A 20,109-nucleotide genomic window follows, 5' to 3' on the forward strand; every position below is an offset into this window, starting at 1 on the left:
GCGGGTGTAGTTTAGTGGTAAAACTACAGCCTTCCAAGCTGTTGTCGCGAGTTCGATTCTCGTCACCCGCTTTGAACTTTGTTCAAATTACATTACCAAGTTTTAACTTGGGCGCGTAGCTCAGGTGGTTAGAGCGCACGCCTGATAAGCGTGAGGTCGGTGGTTCGAGTCCACTCGTGCCCATTAATAGGAGAATTACTCAAGAGGCTGAAGAGGACGGTTTGCTAAATCGTTAGGTCGGGTAACTGGCGCAAGGGTTCGAATCCCTTATTCTCCGTTTTTATGAGGGTTTATAACCCTCTTTTTTTATATTTTTAAGAATAGTAGAATTAAAACTTCAGATTTGTAAAACTTAATTAGATTACTTATCTGAAGTTTTTTGGCTCTTTGTCAACTGTAGTGGATCGAAGGAAAGCTAAATGTTTTATATATTATCGATTTTATGGATTACTACTTCCAACTCTTGAGTGAAATTTCTCCGCTATTTAGCCAGATTTCTTTTCCGTTATCACATCGAACTAGAAGTTTTCCAGTTTCAGAGATGTCTTTAGCCAGTCCCTTGTAGTCTTTTTGATCTAGTGTGAAAGTAACTTCTTTGCCTAGAACGAATGACTGTTTTTTGTATAGGTATAATAGTTCTTCTGCTGGTGTTTCGAAGAAAGTGCGCCAGATTTCTATGATTAATTCATTTCTGGTAATAGGTGCTGGTGTTTTAAATAAACTGGCAGCTTTTTCTTTTAATTCCTTAGGGAAGTCTTTAATAGTAAAGTTAATTCCTACTCCAATAATGATATCTGTGACTAACCCAGTTTCTACAGAGGTCATCGCCTCAGTAAGAATCCCTCCAATTTTATGATTGTTTAGGTAGATATCATTGACCCATTTTATGTCGACATCAATTAAAGTTAGGTTTTTAATGGATTTGTAGATAGCTCCTGCTACAAGTAGTGTGTAGGATGGTAATTGGTCATAGGGGAGATTGGGTTTAAGATGGAGTGTCATATAAATGCCACCTTGGGGTGAGTAGAAAGAACGTTGAAAACGGCCTCGCCCTGCTGTTTGATAGGAAGCTAGATAGAGAGTGTTTGCTTTATTTCCTAAATCAATTGCTTCTTTTGCATCGAGTTGTGTTGATCTTGTTTCGGGTTTAAAACTGATTTTAATTGGAAGATTTTGTTCTAGAAGTTCTGGAAGAATAAGGTCTCCATTCACCAGTTTATAGCCTTTGTTTTTGATACTATCAATTTCAATGCCTTCTTGTTCTAGACGCTTGATGGCTTTCCAAATTGATGTTCGGGTTAGGGATAGTTCTTCTGCGATTTTTTCTCCGCTGACATAGTCGATTTCTTTAGCTAGAATTTGGTAGACGGCTTGGTAAGATTTCATAGTGTTTCCTTTCTTTAGGAGTAGTATGTGATTTGAATCTAGTTTGGCTAGTTGCTTAATTACTACTATTTTAACATATACCTAGTCTTTACGGTATGATTTTCTTATAGTAAATGTAGTCATTAAGTTTGAGTTTTGAAATATCAGTATTTTTGCTCCCTTTTTTACCTAGTAAACGTTTCCTTTGTTTTCAAATTGCTAAAAAAGTGGTACAATAAAGGGTAGCTTACTATTATCTGAATCAGTTGATTTGGAGAGAAAGGATTCATTTTGAAATCAATAGGCTTTATTGAAAAGCTGAAAGGGTTGTCTAGTAAAGAGCTGATTTTATTGGGAATTATCCTGAGTATCTTTTTACCCTTTTATCTTTTTGTAGTTGTATTCTGTTTATATATTATCAGTTTGATTTTTACAGGAGACATGAAAAATATTCTTCAGAAAATGGGGGAGCATCCGATGCTGCTTCTTTTTCTTGGCTATAGTACTGTAATATCCATTTTTGCACAAAATTGGATGGGTCTTGTGGCTTCAGTAGGAATTTTTCTATTTACTGTTTTCTTTTTGCACTATCAGTCGATTTTATCACATAAATTCTTTCGATTGATTTTGCAGCTCGTCTTGTTTGGTAGCGTCTTGTCAGCTGCTTTTGCGAGTTTAGAACATTTCCAAATTGTGAAGAAATTCAACTATGCTTTTCTTTCACCCAATATGCAGGTATGGCATCAGAATCGGGCAGAAGTGACCTTTTTTAATCCTAATTACTATGGAATTATTTGTTGTTTCTGTATCATGATTGCCTTCTATCTGTTTACAACGACCAAGTTGAATTGGTTGAAGGTATTCTGTGTGATTGCAGGTTTTGTTAATCTCTTTGGATTGAACTTTACGCAAAATCGAACTGCCTTTCCTGCTATTATCGCTGGATCCATCATTTATCTTTTTACGACCATTAAAAACTGGAAGGCCTTTTGGCTTAGTATTGGGGTCTTTGCGATTGGCTTGAGTTTCCTCTTTTCCAGTGATTTGGGAGTTCGGATGGGGACTTTAGATTCCTCTATGGAAGAACGCATTTCTATATGGGATGCTGGGATGGCCTTGTTTAAGCAAAATCCTTTTTGGGGTGAAGGGCCATTGACCTATATGCACTCTTATCCTCGGATAAATGCTCCTTATCATGAACATGCTCACAGTCTGTATATTGACACGATTCTGAGTTACGGAATTGTGGGAACTATTTTATTAGTTTTGTCTTCTGTTGCTCCTGTTCGTTTGATGATGGATATGAGTCAGGAGTCGGGGAAACGTCCGATTATCGGTCTTTATCTATCTTTCCTGACAGTGGTTGCTGTACACGGAATTTTTGATTTGGCCCTCTTCTGGATTCAGTCAGGATTTATTTTCTTGCTAGTTATGTGCAGTATTCCGTTGGAACATCGAACTTTGGTATCGGACATGACGGATTAAGTATATAAGATTACAATCTTCTACCTTGTGTAGGAGATTTTTTTACTGGGAAAAATTATTTCCAAATCGAAATAGTTGACAGTTAGAACGATGAGTGTTACAATTGTTTTATTCTTTTCGATATCGAAATAAATTGGAGGTGTTATGAAAGATAGTCATTTGCTAGCCCATCATATTCGTTTGTTGAATGGGCGAATTTTTCAAAAGTTACTGAGCCAAGACCCTGAAGCTCTTTATCGGAGTGAGCAGGGCAAGATTTTAGCGGTTTTATGGAATAGTGAAACTGGCTGTGCAACTGCGACAGATATTGCTCTTGCGACTGGTCTTGCTAATAATACGCTGACGACTATGATAAAAAAACTTGAGGAACAAAATCTTGTAACCGTTAGTCCATGTGGAGAAGACAAGCGTAAGAAGTATCTAGTTTTAACAGATTTGGGGCAGTCGCAAAAAGAAGTGGGGCAACGTGTCAGTCAGAAATTGGATACGATCTTTTACAAAGGATTTTCAGAGGAAGAAATTCGGCAGTTTGAAGGTTTTCAAGAAAGAATTTTGGCTAATTTGAAAGAGAAGGAAAATGAGGTTTAAGATAGATCAAATTAGCTGTTTATAAGCAAAGGTCACTTTTTACTTTGTTTTCCAACTCTTAGGACAAGGAAACTACGTGGTTAGCTCTGGTCAGACTCAGATTGATGGTGATGCCTGTGCCCAGTAAGATATTTTACGTCTAGAAAACGGGAAAATTTTGGAGTATTGGAATAATAAGGAAGTTTTGCCTAAGATAGAAGCCTTGACCAATAGAGATAAGTTTTAAAAGAGGAAGAACATGATTGAATATAAAAATGTAGCGCTACGCTATACAGAAAAAGATGTCTTGAGAGACGTCAATTTACAGATTGAGAATGGGGAGTTCATGGTTTTAGTTGGGCCTTCTGGGTCAGGTAAGACGACCATGATTAAGATGGTCAATCGCCTCTTGGAACCAACTGATGGAAATATTTATATGGATGGCAAGCGCATCAAAGATTATGATGAGCGTGAACTTCGTCTTTCTACTGGTTATGTTTTACAGGCTATTGCTCTATTTCCTAATCTAACGGTCGCGGAAAATATTGCCCTGATTCCTGAGATGAAGGGATGGACTAAGGAAGAAATTGCTCAGAAAACTGAAGAGCTTTTGGCTAAGGTTGGTTTACCAGGAGCCGAGTATGGGCATCGTTTGCCTAGTGAATTATCTGGTGGAGAACAGCAACGGGTCGGTATTGTTCGTGCTATGATTGGTCAGCCTAAGATTCTCCTCATGGATGAGCCTTTTTCAGCCTTGGATGCAATTTCGAGGAAACAGTTGCAGGTTTTGACTAAGGAATTGCATAAAGAGTTTGGGATGACAACGATTTTTGTGACCCATGATACGGATGAAGCCTTGAAATTGGCGGACCGTATTGCTGTCTTGCAGGATGGAGAGATTCGTCAGGTGGCGAATCCTGAGACGATTTTAAAAGCGCCTGCAACAGACTTTGTAGCAGACTTGTTTGGAGGTAGTGTTCATGACTAATTTAATTGCAACTTTTCAGGATCGTTTTAGTGATTGGTTGACAGCTCTATCTCAACATTTGCAGTTGTCACTTTTGACCCTGTTACTAGCTATTTTTATCGCGATTCCTTTGGCTGTTTATCTTCGCTATCATGAGAAGTTGGCGGATTGGGTCTTACAGATTGCAGGGATTTTCCAGACCATCCCGTCTCTGGCCTTGTTGGGACTCTTTATCCCCTTGATGGGAATTGGAACCTTGCCGGCTTTGACAGCGTTAGTGATTTATGCGATCTTTCCGATTTTACAAAATACCATCACTGGACTCAAGGGAATTGATCCAAGTCTACAAGAGGCTGGGATTGCCTTTGGGATGACCAGGTGGGAGCGTCTCAAGAAGTTTGAAATTCCACTTGCTATGCCTGTTATGATGTCTGGGATTCGCACAGCGGCCGTCTTGATTATCGGTACGGCAACCTTGGCTGCCTTGATTGGTGCAGGGGGACTGGGTTCCTTTATCCTTTTGGGAATTGACCGTAATAATGCCAGTCTGATTTTGATTGGGGCCCTTTCTTCTGCAGTGCTTGCCATTGCCTTTAACTTCCTACTAAAAGTGATGGAAAAGGCAAAATTACGGACGATTTTTTCTGGTTTTGCCTTGGTGACAATATTGCTTGGTTTGTCTTATAGTCCAGCCCTCTTGGCTCAAAAAGAGAAGGAAAATTTGGTTATTGCTGGAAAATTGGGACCGGAACCAGAAATTTTGGCCAATATGTATAAACTCCTTATTGAAGAAAATACCAGCATGACTGCGACTGTTAAACCAAATTTTGGGAAAACAAGCTTTCTCTATGAAGCTCTGAAAAAAGGCGATATTGACATTTATCCTGAATTTACTGGTACGGTGACTGAAAGTTTGCTGCAACCATCACCTAAAGTGAGTCATGAGCCAGAGCAGGTTTATCAGGTGGCGCGTGATGGTATTGCCAAACAGAATCATCTAGCCTATCTCAAACCCATGTCTTATCAAAATACCTATGCTGTAGCTGTTCCGAAAAAGATTGCTCAAGAATATGGCTTGAAGACCATTTCGGACTTGAAAAAAGTGGAAGGGCAGTTGAAGGCTGGATTTACTCTCGAGTTTAATGACCGTGAAGATGGCAATAAGGGCTTGCAATCAATGTATGGTCTCAATCTCAATGTAGCGACCATGGAACCAGCCCTTCGCTATCAGGCTATTCAGTCAGGTGATATTCAAATCACGGACGCCTATTCGACCGATGCGGAATTGGCGCGTTATGATTTACAGGTATTGGAAGATGACAAACAACTCTTCCCACCTTATCAAGGGGCTCCACTCATGAAAGAAGCTCTTCTCAAGAAACATCCAGAGTTGGAAGCAGTTCTCAATAAATTGGCTGGTAAAATTACTGAAAGCCAGATGAGCCAGCTCAACTACCAAGTCGGTGTTGAAGGCAAGTCAGCAGAACAAGTAGCCAAGGAGTTTCTACAAGAACAAGGTTTGTTGAAGAAATGATGGTGCAGAGACTTTAAACATACTGAACTCAACTTCCTTAAACGACTTGATAAAAGAATGCTCAGACAATGTCGTCTGGGCTTTTTTGATTGTTGAAAAGATGAAAACTCAGTAGCCTAGAAATAAGGCAACTGAGCTCTACTCTGTATTCAATTTTTAGGAATGAGAAGGTCTAGATAAAACTGGACAACTTCCTGGTATGTAAAGTCTTGTCCTTTTTTGAGCCACCAGGTCAATGTCTCGATAAAGTTGGACACGACCAAGTGTTGGAGGTAAGAAGTAGGCAGATTAGTGTGGGCTTTTTTTAACTCATCAGCCAACATGGGATAGACATGGTGTTCTAGCTCTTTATGGAGTTGACGGAGGAAGTAGTCATTTTTGGAAAATAGCAGACTGCTAACATGGTCCTGGTTTTTCTGAAAATGTAAAAAGATATGTGCGAGGTAGTCCTCGGTAGTAAAGTGTCCTTCCCTTTCAAAGAGATGATGAAAGAGGTAGCGACAGAGCTCATCTAAAAGGAGTTCCTTGCTTTCATAGTGACAGTAAAAAGTAGAACGCCCAACATCTGCTAGGTCAATGATATCCTGAACAGTAGTGGCATCATAGCCTTTGTCGTTCAAAAGTTGTAAAAAAGCTTGATAGATGGCTTTTTTCGTCTTGCTGACTCGACGGTCTCTTTTTGGCATGTAGACACTTGAGACAAACTGTTCAGAACTGAACATGGCTGACAGTTTGCTTCTATCCTTTCTTTGAATTTTATTAGATAATACAAATGAAAGAAGTATGTATATACCCATTATACCAAAGGAGGGAGAGAAATGAGTTCTAAAACATCTATCTGGTTAGCTTTTTTCTTAAATTTAAGCTATGCGATTGTTGAGTTTATCGCAGGAGGAATCTTTGGTTCGAGTGCAGTTCTTGCTGATTCCGTTCATGACTTGGGAGATGCTATAGCCATTGGCATCTCAGCCCTTTTAGAAACAATTTCAAACCGTGAAGAAGATAGACAGTACACCTTGGGTTACAAACGTTTTAGTCTTTTAGGAGCCATGCTAACGGCTGTGATTCTTATGATAGGGTCTGTCCTAGTGATCTTGGAAAATGTCACAAAGATTGTTCACCCGCAACCCGTCAATGAGGAAGGCATCCTCTGGCTGGGAATCATTGCAGTAGCCATTAATGTGCTAGCAAGTCTGGTAGTTCGTAAGGGGAAAACAAAGAACGAGTCAATTCTTAGCCTGCATTTTTTGGAAGACACTCTTGGTTGGTTGGCCGTCATTCTAATGGCGATTATTCTTCGATTTACGGACTGGTATATCCTCGATCCGCTTTTATCACTAGTTATTTCTATCTTTATTCTGTCGAAAGCCATTCCTCGCTTTTGGAGCGCACTGAAAATTTTCCTAGATGCTGTGCCAGAAGGAGTCGAGACAAGTGATTTGGAGAAGGATTTAGAGGCTCTACCCAATGTCAACAGTGTCAATCAACTTAGCATTTGGTCCATGGATGGTCTAGAGAATAATGCTATTGTTCACATTTGTATCAAGGACTGGGAACAGATGATGGAAACCAAAGAAGTGGTGCGTCAATGTTTAGAAGAAAGAGGCGTGCAGAATATCACTATTGAAGTAGATAGCAGTCAAAGCAATCATGCGCAACATAAGCGGAGGGTGAGAGAATTAGAGCAGAAGCATGGGCATCATCATTAGAAAAGCGACCTCGCTAGAGGTCGTTTTGTTATCCTATTCATTCCTTGTACTCTCTCTCAATGTCAGTCTGGTTCCCAGCATGGTTAGGCTAGGGATTTTCCGACCGTGGAGTACTTCCTTATTAAGAATATCCATACCTGCTCGGCCCATTTCTTCGGTATAGACGGTGATGCTAGAGAGGGGAGGATAGACTTGCTTGGTCAGGCTAGTATCGTTAAAGGAAATAAGACTGACGCGGTCTGGCAGGTTGATTCCAGCTTCTTGGAGCGCACGGAGGGCACCGATGGCTAAACTATCGCTAGCTGCGAAAAAGGCTGGTGGGAGTTGGTCTCCCAAGTTCTGAATGGCCTCCTTCATCAAGTCATAGCCAGACTGGGCGGTAAAGCTTCCTTGAAAGACTAATTCATCATGATAGATTCCTTTTGTTTGACTGTAGTTTCTAAAATTTTCCAGTCGCTTATCCTCAATGATTTCTTCTTGGTCGGTTGTTTCTTCAAGGCCTGTTAGAATCCCGATGCGGTCCATCCCTTGGCTGAGAAAATAATCGACAACCTGTTTCATGGCAGTGTAAAAGTCTGTGATAATGCAGGTATGTCCCAGTGAGAGGGTATCGCTGTCTAGAAAGACAAGATGCTTTTGGTATTCTTCAAAGGCAGAAATCTGAGCTCGACTAAACTTTCCGATGCAGAGAATCCCAATCACTTCCTCGCTTAGTGTAAAAGGATGGTCATTAAAATAGCGCAAGATATCATAGTCCAACTCTTGGGCTCTTTTTTCAATACCCAAGCGAATCTGGTAGTAGTAGAGGTCGTCCAGCTCTCCTTGTTCACTGACCCATTGGATAATGGCAATCTTTTGCTTGGGCTTGTGGGACTCGCCTGTCTTGAGGTGCTTAGTGTAGCCCAACTCTTCAGCAACAGTTAAAATACGGTGTCTGGTTTCTTCTGTAACAGATAGACTCTGGTCGCGATTGAGGACACGGGATACGGTCGCGATAGAGACAGAGGCTAACTGTGCAATGTCTTTTAAGGTAGCCATAAATCCTCCTTCTTTAAGGTTAGTATATCATATTTTTCTGCTTTTTACTGATAGTTTAGTAAAATTTTAGTAAAAAGGATTGACCTTGGGAAATCCCTTGGATACAATAGAAGAAAACGATTACACGTTAAGGTGACTTAACGGACAGTAAAAGGAGAAATCATATGACACAACATCTTACTGCTGAAACTCTTCGCAAAGACTTTCTTGCTGTTTTTGGTCAAGAAGCAGACCAAACTTTCTTTTCACCAGGTCGTATCAATTTGATTGGTGAACACACAGACTACAACGGTGGGCACGTTTTTCCTGCTGCTATTTCCTTGGGAACTTACGGTGCAGCTCGTAAGCGTGACGACCAAGTCTTGCGTTTCTACTCAGCTAACTTTGAGGATAAGGGCATTATCGAAGTGCCTCTCGCTGACCTCAAGTTTGAAAAAGAGCACAACTGGACCAACTATCCAAAAGGAGTTCTTCATTTCTTGCAAGAAGCTGGGCATGTGATTGACAAAGGTTTTGATTTTTATGTTTATGGGAATATCCCAAATGGTGCTGGCTTGTCTTCTTCAGCATCCTTGGAACTTTTGACAGGGGTTGTGTCAGAGCATCTCTTTGATTTAAAATTAGAGCGTCTCGATTTGGTTAAAATCGGAAAACAAACAGAAAATAACTTTATCGGAGTCAACTCTGGTATCATGGACCAGTTTGCTATTGGTATGGGAGCTGACCAACGTGCTATTTACCTTGATACTAACACTTTAGAGTATGACTTGGTGCCACTTGATTTGAAGGACAATGTCGTTGTTATCATGAACACTAACAAACGCCGTGAATTGGCGGACTCTAAATACAATGAACGTCGTGCTGAGTGTGAAAAAGCAGTGGAAGAGTTGCAAGTTGCCTTGGATATTCAGACCTTGGGTGAATTGGATGAGTGGGCCTTTGACCAATACAGCTATCTGATTAAAGATGAAAATCGTTTGAAACGTGCTCGTCATGCTGTGCTTGAAAACCAACGTACCCTTAAAGCTCAAGCAGCCCTTCAAGCAGGAGATTTGGAAACATTTGGTCGCTTGATGAATGCTTCTCACGTTTCTCTGGAGCATGATTATGAAGTAACTGGTTTGGAATTAGATACCCTTGTTCACACAGCTTGGGCTCAGGAAGGTGTTCTCGGTGCTCGTATGACAGGGGCAGGATTTGGTGGCTGTGCCATTGCCTTGGTGCAAAAAGATACTGTTGAGGCCTTTAAGGAAGCTGTTGGTAAGCACTACGAGGAAGTAGTCGGATATGCTCCAAGTTTCTATATCGCTGAAGTTGCAGGTGGCACTCGCGTCCTTGACTAGTCAAAAGGAGGCTTTATGGTGACCTTAGTAGATAAATTTGTAACACATGTCATTTCTGAAAGTTCATATGAGGAAATGGATCGAATCTACCTGACCAATCGTGTCTTGGCACGAGTGGGAGACGGTGTTTTGGAAGTTGAGACCAATCTGGATAAAGTGATTGATCTCAAGGACCAACTGGTTGAAGAGGCCGTTCGATTAGAAACGATTAAAGATAGTCAGGCTGCGCGTGAAATCCTCGGTGCTGAACTGATGAACTTGGTGACCCCTTGTCCAAGTCAGGTCAATCGTGACTTTTGGGCAATCTATAACCACTCTCCGGAGCAGGCGATTGCGGACTTTTACCAACTTAGCCAGAAAAATGACTACATCAAGCTCAAGGCCATTGCTAAAAATATTGCTTATCGTGTTCCATCTGATTACGGTGAACTTGAAATTACCATAAATCTCTCTAAGCCTGAGAAGGATCCCAAAGAGATTGCGGCAGCCAAGTTGGTGCAAGCTAGTAATTATCCTCAGTGTCAGCTTTGTCTAGAGAATGAAGGCTACAATGGTCGGGTCAACCATCCAGCTCGCAGCAACCACCGTATTATACGTTTTGAAATGGCTGGTCAGGAGTGGGGCTTCCAGTATTCGCCCTATGCTTATTTTAATGAGCATTGTATCTTTTTAGATGGCCAGCATCGTCCCATGACGATTAGCCGTCAGAGTTTTGAGCGTCTACTGGCTATTGTAGAGCAGTTTCCAGGTTATTTTGCGGGCTCTAATGCCGACTTGCCGATTGTGGGTGGCTCTATTCTGACTCATGACCACTATCAGGGAGGCCGTCACGTATTTCCTATGGAATTGGCTCCCTTGCAAAAGACCTTTCGATTTGCAGGTTTTGAGCAGGTCAAGGCTGGGATTGTCAAGTGGCCTATGTCAGTGCTGCGCTTGACTTCGGATTCTAAAGAGGATTTGACCAACTTGGCTGACAAGATTTTGCAGGAATGGCGCCAGTATTCAGATCCTGAAGTGCAGATTTTGGCAGAGACTGATGGGACACCGCACCACACTATCACACCGATTGCGCGTAAGCGTGATGGACAGTTTGAGTTGGACTTAGTTTTGCGGGACAATCAGACATCGCCAGAGCATCCTGACGGTATTTATCATCCCCACAAGGATGTCCAACATGTTAAGAAGGAAAATATCGGCTTGATTGAGGTCATGGGCTTGGCTATCCTGCCGCCACGTCTGAAAGTAGAAGTGGAGCAAGTCGCTAGCTATCTTGTGGGAGAAGCTAATACAGTTGCTACTTATCATCAGGAATGGGCAGACCAACTCAAAGCCCGACATCCAGACCTAGATGATAAAGAAAAAGCCCTTGAAATCGTCAAGGAATCTGTGGGTGCTATCTTTGCGCGTGTACTTGAGGATGCAGGAGTTTACAAGCAGACAGAACAAGGACAGGCAGCCTTTATGCGCTTTGTGGAGCAGGTCGGAATTTTGCCAGACTAGGAGCTTTCTCCTTGCACAGTCCTATAAAAAGTAGTATCATAGTGTCGTTTGAAATATCAGGAGGAAACGATGAAAGATTTTCATTTTGACGCTATATCTGCCTTTGAAAATTACGAAATTGAGAAAATGAGAGATGGTCACGTTGTGGTGACGACCAAAGTAGTGGACTCGTCTCTCAACTACTATGGCAATGCCCATGGTGGCTATCTCTTTACCCTTTGCGACCAGATCAGTGGTTTGGTGGTTATCTCGCTGGGGCTTGATGGAGTGACACTCCAATCCTCTATCAACTACCTTAAGGCAGGAAAACTCGACGATGTATTGACCATTAAAGGAGAATGTGTCCACCAAGGACGCACAACTTGCGTCGTGGATGTCGATATCACCAATCAAGAAGGCAGAAATGTCTGTAAAGCAACCTTTACCATGTTTGTTACAGGCCAACGGTCAGAAGACAGACAGGTAAGGATATAGAGAGTAATTTAATAGAGTGAGGTGAATTTTGGAATTTATAAAATTTGCTTTACTCATTTTTTGGTATTGATATGATTTAATTCTAAAATAGAAAATTTAGTAATGTGGTAGAAAATACAAGAGTTGTGTTTTAATTTCTATGGTATAATTAAAAGCATGAAGATAAAAGAAATGAAGGAAGTTGCTTTACAACCGTTCACGAAATGGACAGGAGGTAAAAGACAATTATTGCCTGTTATTAGAGAATTAATGCCTAAAAAATATAACCGGTATTTTGAACCTTTTGTTGGAGGCGGAGCTTTATTTTTTGATTTAGCTCCTAAAGATGCAGTTATCAATGATTTTAATGCTGAACTGATAAATTGCTATCAACAAATTAAGGATAATCCTCAAGAATTGATTGAAATTTTGAAAGTTCATCAGGAATATAATTCAAAAGAATATTATTTAGATTTACGTTCTGTTGATCGTGATGAAAGAATAGATATGATGTCTGAAGTACAAAGGGCAGCACGTATTCTCTATATGTTGAGAGTAGACTTTAATGGTTTATATCGTGTGAATTCTAAGAATCAGTTTAATGTACCTTATGGTCGTTATAAAAATCCTAAAATTGTTGATGAGAATTTAGTATCTGCTATTTCAACTTATCTGAATAATAATCAAATAGAAATTAAAAAAGGAGATTTTGAAAAGGCTGTTTTGGATGTTCAACCAGGGGATTTTGTATATTTTGATCCCCCGTATATTCCATTGTCAGAGACAAGTGCCTTTACTTCCTACACTCATGAGGGGTTTTCTTATGATGATCAAGTAAGATTAAGAGATACCTTTAAGAAATTGAGTGATACAGGGGCTTATGTTATGTTATCAAACTCCTCTAGTTTTTTGGTAGAGGAGTTGTATCAAGATTTTAATATCCATTATGTTGAAGCTACCCGAACTAATGGAGCAAAATCTTCGAGTCGAGGAAGAATTTCTGAAATTATAGTCACAAATTATGAAAAATAACGAATATAAGTATGGAGGTGTTTTAATGACAAAACCATACTATAACAAAGATAAAATGATTCTTGTTCATGCAGATACGTTTAAGTTATTATCGAAAATGAAACCAGAAAGCATGGACATGATCTTTGCTGATCCTCCATATTTTTTGAGTAACGGTGGTATATCAAATTCTGGGGGACAGGTTGTATCTGTAGATAAAGGTGACTGGGATAAGATTTCTTCCTTTGAGGAAAAGCACGAATTCAATCGTAAATGGATTCGTTTAGCAAAAGAAGTTTTGAAGCCTAATGGGACTATTTGGATTTCAGGGAGTTTGCATAATATTTACTCAGTTGGAATGGCATTAGAGCAAGAAGGTTTTAAAATTCTAAATAACATTACTTGGCAGAAAACAAACCCTGCACCTAATTTATCCTGTCGTTATTTCACTCATTCTACTGAAACTATTTTATGGGCAAGAAAAAATGATAAAAAAGCTCGTCATTATTACAATTACGATTTGATGAAAGAGCTAAATGATGGAAAGCAAATGAAAGATGTTTGGACAGGTGCTTTGACGAAAAAAGCTGAGAAATGGGCTGGCAAGCATCCAACACAAAAACCAGAATATTTATTGGAACGTATAATTTTGGCTTCTACTAAAGAAGGGGACTATATTTTAGATCCATTTGTTGGTAGTGGCACTACGGGTGTTGTTGCGAAGCGATTAGGTAGAAGATTTATAGGTATCGATGCTGAAAAAGAATATTTGAAGATAGCTAGAAGAAGATTAGAGGAGGAAAACTATGGCTAGAAAACCAAATAAACATGGAGGAGGAGCCAAAACGACCACTAATGGTTTGAAATTTGAAAGAGATACTGATTTTTCGGAATTAGTAGATTCCCTTCCAGGATATGAAGTTAAAGAAATAGATTTCAAAGATAGAAAAGCAACAAAAGGCTTTGAAGTTTTTAGAGTTGGGGAAGAAGAAATCATTGGTAAAATTATGCCTCAATATAGATTTTATGATTTTTTGAAAGAATTGGGGATTAAGAATACCAATTCTAAACAATGGAAACCAGATGAAGTATTTATAAATTTTGAAAATCATACAGTTTATATAGTTGAGAAAAAATGGCAGGAAAGCGAAGGAAGTGTTGATGAAAAACTACTGGGCTTTGGCAATAAAAGACGTATTTATCAACGTTTGTTAGATAGTGTGCAAGAGGGTGAACCATTTTCTGTGCAATTCATATTTGTTGGAAATAAAAGTTTTTTTGGTCAAGATAAATATCGTGATACTTTTGAAATGTTACGAGGGGATGGCATCAAAATAATGCTTGATGAATACGACATGACATTTTTTGGTTTATTTTAATTACAAGGTGAATTATGGATTTTAATACTTACATTTCTTCATCATCAGAAGATAGATTACAAAATTTTTTAAATACTCTCTCAATTACCAACAGAACTCCTGAATACTATGTAAATTGGGAGAAAGTTGATCGTGAGACAAAGAAGTATGAACTAGAGTTGAACACTTTAAACTACTTAATTGGTAAAGATGATATTTATATAGAAGCTCTTGACTTGTTCACTAAACAACCTAATTTGTTAAAAGCAATTCCTAGTCTGATTGCAAGTCGTGATAATGTTTTAGATATTCTGACAATAGATAATGACGATAATATGTCTTTTGAGCAATTGGATTTCAAAACGATAGACACTAGCAGAATAGATGATTACATCAAATTTATTGAGAAATCTGGTTTATTAAAGTTTTTACAACAACATGCTAATCGTTCATTAGTTGATTATGTTTATGGAGTGGAGACTGGATTAGATAGCAATGCACGAAAAAACCGAAGTGGGACAACCATGGAGGGAATTTTAGAGAGACACGTAGCAAAGATTTCTCAGGAACAAAAATTGGATTGGAAAGCTCAAGCTACAGCCCAATATATTAAAGATAAGTGGGGGATTAAAGTACCTGTCGATAAGTCTGAAAGAAGATTTGATGTTGCAGTTTATTCCCGAGAAAAACATAAGGTTTGGTTGATTGAAACGAATTACTATGGCGGAGGAGGAAGTAAATTAAAAGCGGTTGCTGGAGAGTTTACTGAACTCAGTCAATTTGTTATTACTTCAGATGACGATGTTGAATTTGTTTGGGTTACTGATGGTCAAGGATGGAAAACAGCACACTTACCATTAGCAGAAGCATTTAGTCATATTACGAATGTATTTAATTTAGAGATGTTAAGAGAAGGATTTTTAGCTAATTTATTTTTATAATGATTGCTCATTAGCTACACAAAAAAGAGGCTCACACCTCTTTTTCTTATTTCTTTTTATGATTTAGTACCGCATTGAGGACAATAGCGAGTAGGCTAGCTACAACGATTCCGTTTGAGAAGAACATTTGGAAGGCTGTTGGCATGCTGACAAAGAGATTACTGTTGTTGAGTCCGACCCCTGCAGCGATTGATACAGCTGCGATAAGGAAGTTATGTTCATTGTTAGCAAAGTCAACACGGGAGAGGATTTGCATCCCTTGAATCGATACAAAACCAAACATCACTAGCATGGCACCACCGAGGACAGGGCTTGGAATGATTTGGGCAAGGGCGCCAAACTTAGGAAGGAGTCCAAGGAGAACCAGGAAACCAGCTGCGTAGTAGATTGGCAGGCGTTTCTTGATACCTGACAATTTAACCAAACCAACGTTTTGTGAAAATCCTGTGTAAGGGAAGGTGTTAAAGATTCCTCCGAGAAGTACGGCCAAACCTTCTGCGCGGTAACCGTTGCGCAGGCGCGTGCTGTCGATTGGATCTTTTGTGATATCAGACAAGGCTAAGTAAACACCAGTCGACTCAACCATAGACACCGTTGCGATGATACACATCATGACAATAGATGAGATTTCAAAGGTTGGCATCCCAAAGTAGAGTGGAGTAGGGACATGGACAAGTGGTGCTGCTGCAACAGGAGAGAAGTCAACCAAGCCCATGCTAGCAGCAATGGCAGTTCCAACAACCAGACCAATCAAAATAGAGATAGACTTGATAAATCCTTTGGTAAAGATGTTAATCAAGAGGATAATCAGAACAGTGATAGCTGCAAGCAAGAGACTTTGACCAGTTGGCTCTGGAACGTTATTTCCCATATTTCCAATAGCGACAGGAATCAAGGTTAAACCAATCGTGGTAATTACAGAACCTGTTACGATAGATGGGAAGAGATTGGCCACTTTTGAGAAGATGCCTGAAACAAGAAGCACGTAAATCCCTGATGCAATAAGGGCACCAAACATAGCGCCACTACCATGGCTTTGCCCAATCATAATCAAGGGAGCGACAGATTGGAAGGCAACTCCGAGAACGACTGGGAGTCCAATACCAAAGTATTTGTTGAGTTGGAGTTGGAGGAAGGTTGCCACCCCACACATGAATATATCTGTAGAAATCAGGTAGGTCAACTGCTCAGTTGAATAGCCAAGGGCAGTCGCAATCATGATGGGAACCAGGATGGATCCAGAGTACATGGCTAGTAAGTGCTGTAAGCCGAGCACTGTTGCTTGTGAGTGTTTTTCTTGAGTTTGCATTAGAGATCTGCCTCCTTAAATACGACCTGACCATTTTCAAAACGATCCAAGCGAGCGAGTGATAGTACAGGATAGCCTGCTTTTTCAAGCAAATCACGACCATCTTGGAAAGATTTTTCAATCACGATACCGATAGCTTCGACTGTGGCTCCAGCTTGTTCGATGATTTGAATCAAGCCTTTAGCAGCTTGGCCATTAGCAAGGAAATCGTCGATAATCAAGACCTTGTCCTCTGGTGAGAGGAATTTTCCAGCGATAGAAACAGTGCTGGTCACTTGCTTGGTAAAGGAGTAAACTTCGGCAGTTAAGATACCTTCGTTCATAGTGATGTTTTTAGCTTTTTTAGCGAAAATCATGGGAACGTTTAAGGCTTCAGCTGTAAAAACGGCTGGAGCAATACCTGACGCTTCAATGGTTACGACCTTGGTAATGCCAGCAGCAGCGAATTTTTCCGCAAAAACCTTACCAATCTCTCGCATCAAGCTAAAGTCAACTTGGTGGGTTAAAAAGGAATCCACCTTGAGGATGTTATCACCCAAGATATGCCCATCCTTGAGGATGCGCTCTTCTAATAATTTCATAAGACCTCCTAAAGTCTAAAAGCTAATCCATTTGCTTGTTTCAGATTTCTACCCAGTAAAACGGATAGAAAAAGGACCTACTTAATCTCTAAGTAAGTCCCCAAAATAGGCATGGCAAAAACGACCATACCTCACTTCTGACTTACTTATTGTTAGGTGTTCCGGCACCTTGTAGAAACGTCGTGCCAATTCACGACATAAACAAGTAAAGCGATATTCAATTTTAAATAGGTTTGAGCCAATGTTCTTATTTTACACCAAAAAACTTTAAAAATCAAATATTTTGTCAGTATTTAGATATAAAAAACGAACAAATGTAAGAAAATGGACAAAAATCCATCATTGGCTAACATTTAGAAGGTTTTTCCATCATAAAAGGGCATATTATTAGGTTTTTAAACACCTGACAATATGCTTTTTTCTAACTTTAAAGACTTTTCCCAATCTTTATTATTCTACTCGCTAAATCTTAAAAAATAGCCATCTGGATCCAAAACTGCAAATTCATGGGGATATATAAAGCTATCTCCTACTCGAAATTCTCTTTTTGTCAGGGGACGATGGATAGGGTAGTCAGCTTCCAGCAGTTTTTGGTGGAGCTGAGGAACATCTGCAATGCCAAAGGAAATATTGACACCGCGCCCGAAAGGATAGGTCAGCTGAGCTAATTCTTCTGCGTTGCCTTCTTCTAACATGAGCTGGCAGTCTTCAAGTGAGAGGAAGAGAAATTTCTCCTCGGGGCGCTCGTATTCGATGGTAAAACCTAGTAAATCGCAGTAGAAGTGGCGCGACTGTTCGAGGTCAGATACCACAAATTCGGGAATGACAGGCTGATAGTCCATTCGTTTTCTCCTTAGAGTTCAATCTCCATGACAATGGGTGTGTGGTCTTGGCGCGCACCGGAGTCAATCATATCAGACTTGGTCACCTTGTCAGCCACGCGGTTACTTGTGAGCCAGTAGTCGATTCTCCAGCCTGTATTGTTGATTTTAGAAGTCTTGCTGCGTTGTGCCCACCAAGTGTAACGTTCAGGGACATCGCCGTGAATATGACGGAAGGTGTCTGTAAATCCAGTTGCCAAGAGGTTGGTAAAGCCAGCACGTTCCTCGTCTGTAAACCCTGGTGAACGGCGGTTGCTGGCAGGATTTGCAAGGTCAATTTCATTGTGGGCTACGTTGTAGTCACCGGTCGCAAGGACTGGTTTTTCTTTGTCTAGTTGAGCCAAGTACTCAGCATATTTGACATCCCAGATTTGGCGTTCTTCCAAGCGTTTGAGTCCATCACCAGCATTTGGTGTGTAAACTTGGGTCACGAAAAATTCATCAAATTCCAAGGTGATGATGCGACCTTCCAAGTCCATGGTAGAAGGAGCACCGATTTCTGGGAAAGTGACAGTGGGTGTGAGTTCTTTCTTATAAAGGAACATGGTTCCAGCATAGCCTTTACGGGCAGGCTCTTGGGAAGAGCGCCACGTGTTTTCGTAGCCTGGGAAGAGTTCTTCTAAAATTTCCAAATGTTTCTTTGTAGGACCCTTGGCAGAAAGCTTGGTTTCTTGGATAGCGATAATATCAGCATTTTCTGCCACAAGGGTTTGTAGGACTTCTTGGGACAATTTGGCACGAGCTGAGTCACTAGTTAGGGCTGCGTTAAGGGAATCAATATTCCATGAGATAAGTTTCATAAAGTTACCTTTTTCATTCAGATTATAGATTTTATTATACCAAAAAAAGGTCTATTTCCCCAACGTATGGCTTGAAAAATCACTCTCTTTCGTTTATAATGAAGAATGATTTTATGAAAGGGAGTGAAAATAAATGAAATTTTACTCATATGACTATGTACTTAGCCAAATCAGTCAGCAAAATGGCATCATGATTGGCTTTGGGATTGTGCTCCTAGCTATCACAGGATTTTTTGCTTTTAAGGCTTATCGTGATAAAAAGGGAACTAAGTTTCGTGAATTGGTCATGATTTTGGCCTTGACTTTGGTAGCCATGCTTTTGGTAACAATCTCAAAATACCAGACCAATCAAGCCTCTAACAATCAATTTCAAACTTCCCTTCATTTCATAGAGGTCATTTCTAAAGACTTGGGAGTGGATAAATCAGAAGTTTATGTCAATACTTCAGCTGCCACTGATGGAGCACTTATCAAGGTAGGTTCAAATTTCTATCGTGCCATGAACGGGAGCCAACCAGACAAGTATCTTTTAGAGAAATTAGAATTGCATCAAACAGACGCTATTGAATTGGTGGAGGTAAACAAATGACACTCAATTATATGGAAATTTTAATCAAACTGGCCTTGGGGCTCTTCTCGCTAGTTTTCGTTATCAATGTGACAGGAAAGGGGAACCTAGCACCTAACTCTGCGACAGACCAAATTCAGAACTATGTTCTCGGTGGTATCATTGGTGGGGTGATTTACAATAGTTCTATCAGTATTCTCCAGTATGCAGTGATTTTGATGATGTGGACGATTTTGGTCTTGACCCTCAAGTGGCTCAATAACAATGTTCGTTTTGTGAAACGCTTGATTGATGGTAAACCAACTCTCCTCATCAAAAATGGGCAGATTGACCCAGAAGCCTGTCGTTCAGTTGGTTTGTCTGCGGCAGATGTTGCTCTCAAACTTCGTAGCCAAGGAATTTTCCAGATGAAGCAAGTTAAACGAGCTGTGCAGGAGCAAAATGGCCAACTCATCGTGGTCCAAATGGGAGATGAAAATCCTAAGTATCCAGTTGTGACTGACGGTGTGATCCAAGTAGATGTTTTGGAATCGATTGGTCGTAGCGAAGAGTGGTTGCTTGATAACCTCAACAAGCAAGGACATGACAATGTAGCTAATATCTTTATCGCTGAGTATGACAAGGGTGCCGTTACAGTCGTAACCTATGAATAAGAAAAACCTGGGGTCTTGGCCTCAGGTTTCTATTTGCAATCAGAAA

General features: G+C 40.2%; 21 protein-coding genes, 3 tRNA genes, 1 pseudogene and 1 riboswitch. Of the genes and pseudogenes, 18 read left to right on the top strand and 7 right to left on the bottom strand.

The genetic code is table 11. The features are described from left to right. The 3 genes from QP439_RS06030 (at nt 1) to QP439_RS06040 (ending at nt 277) form a co-directional block, all read left to right on the top strand. Nucleotides 1-71: transfer RNA gene (locus QP439_RS06030), tRNA-Gly, on the top strand. Between the two features lie 38 nt (nt 72-109). Then, a tRNA-Ile gene (locus QP439_RS06035) sits at nt 110-183 on the top strand. A gap of 6 nt (nt 184-189) precedes the next feature. After that, nucleotides 190-277 (top strand) — tRNA-Ser (locus QP439_RS06040). Nucleotides 278-450: 173 nt separating this feature from the next. Here the strand turns inward: QP439_RS06040 and birA are convergent. Continuing rightward, on the bottom strand, nt 451-1,386 hold the full coding sequence (gene birA / locus QP439_RS06045) for a bifunctional biotin--[acetyl-CoA-carboxylase] ligase/biotin operon repressor BirA (RefSeq protein WP_000844492.1): 936 nt from the start codon (nt 1,384-1,386) through the stop codon (nt 451-453). A gap of 270 nt (nt 1,387-1,656) precedes the next feature. Between birA and QP439_RS06050 the strand changes: the two genes are divergently transcribed. The 5 genes and pseudogenes from QP439_RS06050 to QP439_RS06070 all read left to right on the top strand — a co-directional run bounded on the left by QP439_RS06050 (nt 1,657) and on the right by QP439_RS06070 (nt 5,918). Next, nucleotides 1,657-2,850 carry an O-antigen ligase family protein gene (locus tag QP439_RS06050; RefSeq protein ID WP_285388682.1) on the top strand — a complete coding sequence of 398 codons (1,194 nt, stop codon included), beginning with the start codon at nt 1,657-1,659 and terminating at the stop codon, nt 2,848-2,850. 144 nt (nt 2,851-2,994) lie between these two features. Further along, nucleotides 2,995-3,438 carry a MarR family winged helix-turn-helix transcriptional regulator gene (locus QP439_RS06055; RefSeq protein ID WP_285388684.1) on the top strand — a complete coding sequence of 148 codons (444 nt, stop codon included), beginning with the start codon at nt 2,995-2,997 and terminating at the stop codon, nt 3,436-3,438. Between the two features lie 31 nt (nt 3,439-3,469). Next, nucleotides 3,470-3,664: pseudogene (locus QP439_RS06060) on the top strand (nuclear transport factor 2 family protein); the annotation flags it as partial. A gap of 12 nt (nt 3,665-3,676) precedes the next feature. After that, nucleotides 3,677-4,405 carry an ATP-binding cassette domain-containing protein gene (locus QP439_RS06065; RefSeq protein ID WP_285388687.1) on the top strand — a complete coding sequence of 243 codons (729 nt, stop codon included), beginning with the start codon at nt 3,677-3,679 and terminating at the stop codon, nt 4,403-4,405. Beyond that, complete coding sequence (locus QP439_RS06070) at nt 4,398-5,918, top strand: ABC transporter permease/substrate-binding protein (protein ID WP_285388690.1); 1,521 nt, start codon at nt 4,398-4,400, stop codon at nt 5,916-5,918. Before QP439_RS06065 ends, QP439_RS06070 begins: the two co-directional genes overlap by 8 nt. Nucleotides 5,919-6,067: 149 nt before the next feature. Here the strand turns inward: QP439_RS06070 and QP439_RS06075 are convergent, their stop codons facing one another. After that, complete coding sequence (locus QP439_RS06075) at nt 6,068-6,604, bottom strand: TetR/AcrR family transcriptional regulator (RefSeq protein WP_285388735.1); 537 nt, start codon at nt 6,602-6,604, stop codon at nt 6,068-6,070. 132 nt (nt 6,605-6,736) lie between these two features. Here QP439_RS06075 and QP439_RS06080 point away from each other — a divergent pair, with 132 nt between their 5' ends. Then, nucleotides 6,737-7,627, top strand: a complete 891-nt coding sequence (locus QP439_RS06080; RefSeq protein WP_000095928.1) for a cation diffusion facilitator family transporter — start codon at nt 6,737-6,739, stop codon at nt 7,625-7,627. A 33-nt stretch (nt 7,628-7,660) separates the two neighbouring features. Here the strand turns inward: QP439_RS06080 and galR are convergent, their stop codons facing one another. Next, entirely contained in the window at nt 7,661-8,665 is a 1,005-nt protein-coding gene (gene galR, locus QP439_RS06085) for a DNA-binding transcriptional regulator GalR (protein ID WP_285388694.1), read from the bottom strand. 164 nt (nt 8,666-8,829) lie between these two features. Here galR and QP439_RS06090 point away from each other — a divergent pair, with 164 nt between their 5' ends. The 7 genes from QP439_RS06090 to QP439_RS06120 all read left to right on the top strand — a co-directional run bounded on the left by QP439_RS06090 (nt 8,830) and on the right by QP439_RS06120 (nt 15,271). After that, nucleotides 8,830-10,008, top strand: a complete 1,179-nt coding sequence (locus QP439_RS06090) for a galactokinase (protein WP_285388697.1) — start codon at nt 8,830-8,832, stop codon at nt 10,006-10,008. 18 nt (nt 10,009-10,026) lie between these two features. Beyond that, the gene (locus tag QP439_RS06095) at nt 10,027-11,508 is read left to right on the top strand and encodes a UDP-glucose--hexose-1-phosphate uridylyltransferase (protein ID WP_285388736.1); all 1,482 of its coding nucleotides are present in this window, start codon (nt 10,027-10,029) and stop codon (nt 11,506-11,508) included. 69 nt (nt 11,509-11,577) lie between these two features. Then, entirely contained in the window at nt 11,578-11,982 is a 405-nt protein-coding gene (locus QP439_RS06100; RefSeq protein ID WP_000651198.1) for a PaaI family thioesterase, read from the top strand. Between the two features lie 156 nt (nt 11,983-12,138). Beyond that, nucleotides 12,139-12,993 (top strand): DNA adenine methylase, encoded by an 855-nt coding sequence (locus QP439_RS06105; protein ID WP_049488226.1) that lies wholly within the window; start codon nt 12,139-12,141, stop codon nt 12,991-12,993. A gap of 25 nt (nt 12,994-13,018) precedes the next feature. Further along, nucleotides 13,019-13,786 (top strand): DNA-methyltransferase, encoded by a 768-nt coding sequence (locus tag QP439_RS06110; RefSeq protein WP_049488313.1) that lies wholly within the window; start codon nt 13,019-13,021, stop codon nt 13,784-13,786. Continuing rightward, nucleotides 13,779-14,351 carry a PD-(D/E)XK nuclease superfamily protein gene (locus QP439_RS06115; protein ID WP_049488228.1) on the top strand — a complete coding sequence of 191 codons (573 nt, stop codon included), beginning with the start codon at nt 13,779-13,781 and terminating at the stop codon, nt 14,349-14,351. The genes QP439_RS06110 and QP439_RS06115 overlap by 8 nt, the downstream gene beginning before the upstream one ends. 14 nt (nt 14,352-14,365) lie before the next feature. After that, a complete protein-coding gene (locus tag QP439_RS06120) occupies nt 14,366-15,271 on the top strand; it encodes a type II restriction endonuclease (protein WP_049488229.1) in 906 nt (301 codons plus the stop codon). A gap of 46 nt (nt 15,272-15,317) precedes the next feature. Here the strand turns inward: QP439_RS06120 and QP439_RS06125 are convergent, their stop codons facing one another. The 4 genes from QP439_RS06125 to QP439_RS06140 form a co-directional block, all read right to left on the bottom strand. Next, nucleotides 15,318-16,580 (bottom strand): nucleobase:cation symporter-2 family protein, encoded by a 1,263-nt coding sequence (locus QP439_RS06125; protein WP_285388705.1) that lies wholly within the window; start codon nt 16,578-16,580, stop codon nt 15,318-15,320. After that, nucleotides 16,580-17,161 carry a xanthine phosphoribosyltransferase gene (locus QP439_RS06130; protein ID WP_000770403.1) on the bottom strand — a complete coding sequence of 194 codons (582 nt, stop codon included), beginning with the start codon at nt 17,159-17,161 and terminating at the stop codon, nt 16,580-16,582. The genes QP439_RS06125 and QP439_RS06130 overlap by 1 nt, the downstream gene beginning before the upstream one ends. Before the next feature lie 129 nt (nt 17,162-17,290). Further along, nucleotides 17,291-17,386: riboswitch (purine riboswitch) on the bottom strand. A 230-nt stretch (nt 17,387-17,616) separates the two neighbouring features. Next, nucleotides 17,617-18,003 carry a bleomycin resistance protein gene (locus QP439_RS06135; protein WP_254754192.1) on the bottom strand — a complete coding sequence of 129 codons (387 nt, stop codon included), beginning with the start codon at nt 18,001-18,003 and terminating at the stop codon, nt 17,617-17,619. Between the two features lie 11 nt (nt 18,004-18,014). Further along, nucleotides 18,015-18,842: an exodeoxyribonuclease III gene (locus QP439_RS06140; RefSeq protein WP_254754193.1), complete on the bottom strand. Its 828-nt coding sequence runs from the start codon at nt 18,840-18,842 to the stop codon at nt 18,015-18,017. A gap of 133 nt (nt 18,843-18,975) precedes the next feature. On the opposite strand from QP439_RS06140, the gene QP439_RS06145 reads away from it, so the two are divergent. Further along, nucleotides 18,976-19,431: a DUF3290 family protein gene (locus QP439_RS06145; RefSeq protein ID WP_000675328.1), complete on the top strand. Its 456-nt coding sequence runs from the start codon at nt 18,976-18,978 to the stop codon at nt 19,429-19,431. Beyond that, a complete protein-coding gene (locus QP439_RS06150) occupies nt 19,428-20,063 on the top strand; it encodes a DUF421 domain-containing protein (protein ID WP_000174447.1) in 636 nt (211 codons plus the stop codon). The genes QP439_RS06145 and QP439_RS06150 overlap by 4 nt, the downstream gene beginning before the upstream one ends. Nucleotides 20,064-20,109 lie beyond the last annotated feature (46 nt).

The organism is Streptococcus sp. UMB1203, from assembly GCF_030217725.1.
Classification (GTDB): domain Bacteria; phylum Bacillota; class Bacilli; order Lactobacillales; family Streptococcaceae; genus Streptococcus.

Bases quoted from the DNA above. Each gene is read 5' to 3' on its own strand.
- QP439_RS06125 (WP_285388705.1), bottom strand. From the start codon at position 16,580: ATGCAAACTCAAGAAAAACACTCACAAGCAACAGTGCTCGGCTTACAG.
- QP439_RS06055 (WP_285388684.1), top strand. From the start codon at position 2,995: ATGAAAGATAGTCATTTGCTAGCCCATCATATTCGTTTGTTGAATGGG.
- QP439_RS06110 (WP_049488313.1), top strand. From the start codon at position 13,019: ATGACAAAACCATACTATAACAAAGATAAAATGATTCTTGTTCATGCA.
- QP439_RS06130 (WP_000770403.1), bottom strand. From the start codon at position 17,161: ATGAAATTATTAGAAGAGCGCATCCTCAAGGATGGGCATATCTTGGGT.
- QP439_RS06105 (WP_049488226.1), top strand. From the start codon at position 12,139: ATGAAGATAAAAGAAATGAAGGAAGTTGCTTTACAACCGTTCACGAAA.
- QP439_RS06065 (WP_285388687.1), top strand. From the start codon at position 3,677: ATGATTGAATATAAAAATGTAGCGCTACGCTATACAGAAAAAGATGTC.
- birA (WP_000844492.1), bottom strand. From the start codon at position 1,386: ATGAAATCTTACCAAGCCGTCTACCAAATTCTAGCTAAAGAAATCGAC.
- QP439_RS06150 (WP_000174447.1), top strand. From the start codon at position 19,428: ATGACACTCAATTATATGGAAATTTTAATCAAACTGGCCTTGGGGCTC.
- galR (WP_285388694.1), bottom strand. From the start codon at position 8,665: ATGGCTACCTTAAAAGACATTGCACAGTTAGCCTCTGTCTCTATCGCG.
- QP439_RS06100 (WP_000651198.1), top strand. From the start codon at position 11,578: ATGAAAGATTTTCATTTTGACGCTATATCTGCCTTTGAAAATTACGAA.
- QP439_RS06115 (WP_049488228.1), top strand. From the start codon at position 13,779: ATGGCTAGAAAACCAAATAAACATGGAGGAGGAGCCAAAACGACCACT.
- QP439_RS06140 (WP_254754193.1), bottom strand. From the start codon at position 18,842: ATGAAACTTATCTCATGGAATATTGATTCCCTTAACGCAGCCCTAACT.
- QP439_RS06120 (WP_049488229.1), top strand. From the start codon at position 14,366: ATGGATTTTAATACTTACATTTCTTCATCATCAGAAGATAGATTACAA.
- QP439_RS06070 (WP_285388690.1), top strand. From the start codon at position 4,398: ATGACTAATTTAATTGCAACTTTTCAGGATCGTTTTAGTGATTGGTTG.
- QP439_RS06090 (WP_285388697.1), top strand. From the start codon at position 8,830: ATGACACAACATCTTACTGCTGAAACTCTTCGCAAAGACTTTCTTGCT.
- QP439_RS06135 (WP_254754192.1), bottom strand. From the start codon at position 18,003: ATGGACTATCAGCCTGTCATTCCCGAATTTGTGGTATCTGACCTCGAA.
- QP439_RS06080 (WP_000095928.1), top strand. From the start codon at position 6,737: ATGAGTTCTAAAACATCTATCTGGTTAGCTTTTTTCTTAAATTTAAGC.
- QP439_RS06145 (WP_000675328.1), top strand. From the start codon at position 18,976: ATGAAATTTTACTCATATGACTATGTACTTAGCCAAATCAGTCAGCAA.
- QP439_RS06075 (WP_285388735.1), bottom strand. From the start codon at position 6,604: ATGCCAAAAAGAGACCGTCGAGTCAGCAAGACGAAAAAAGCCATCTAT.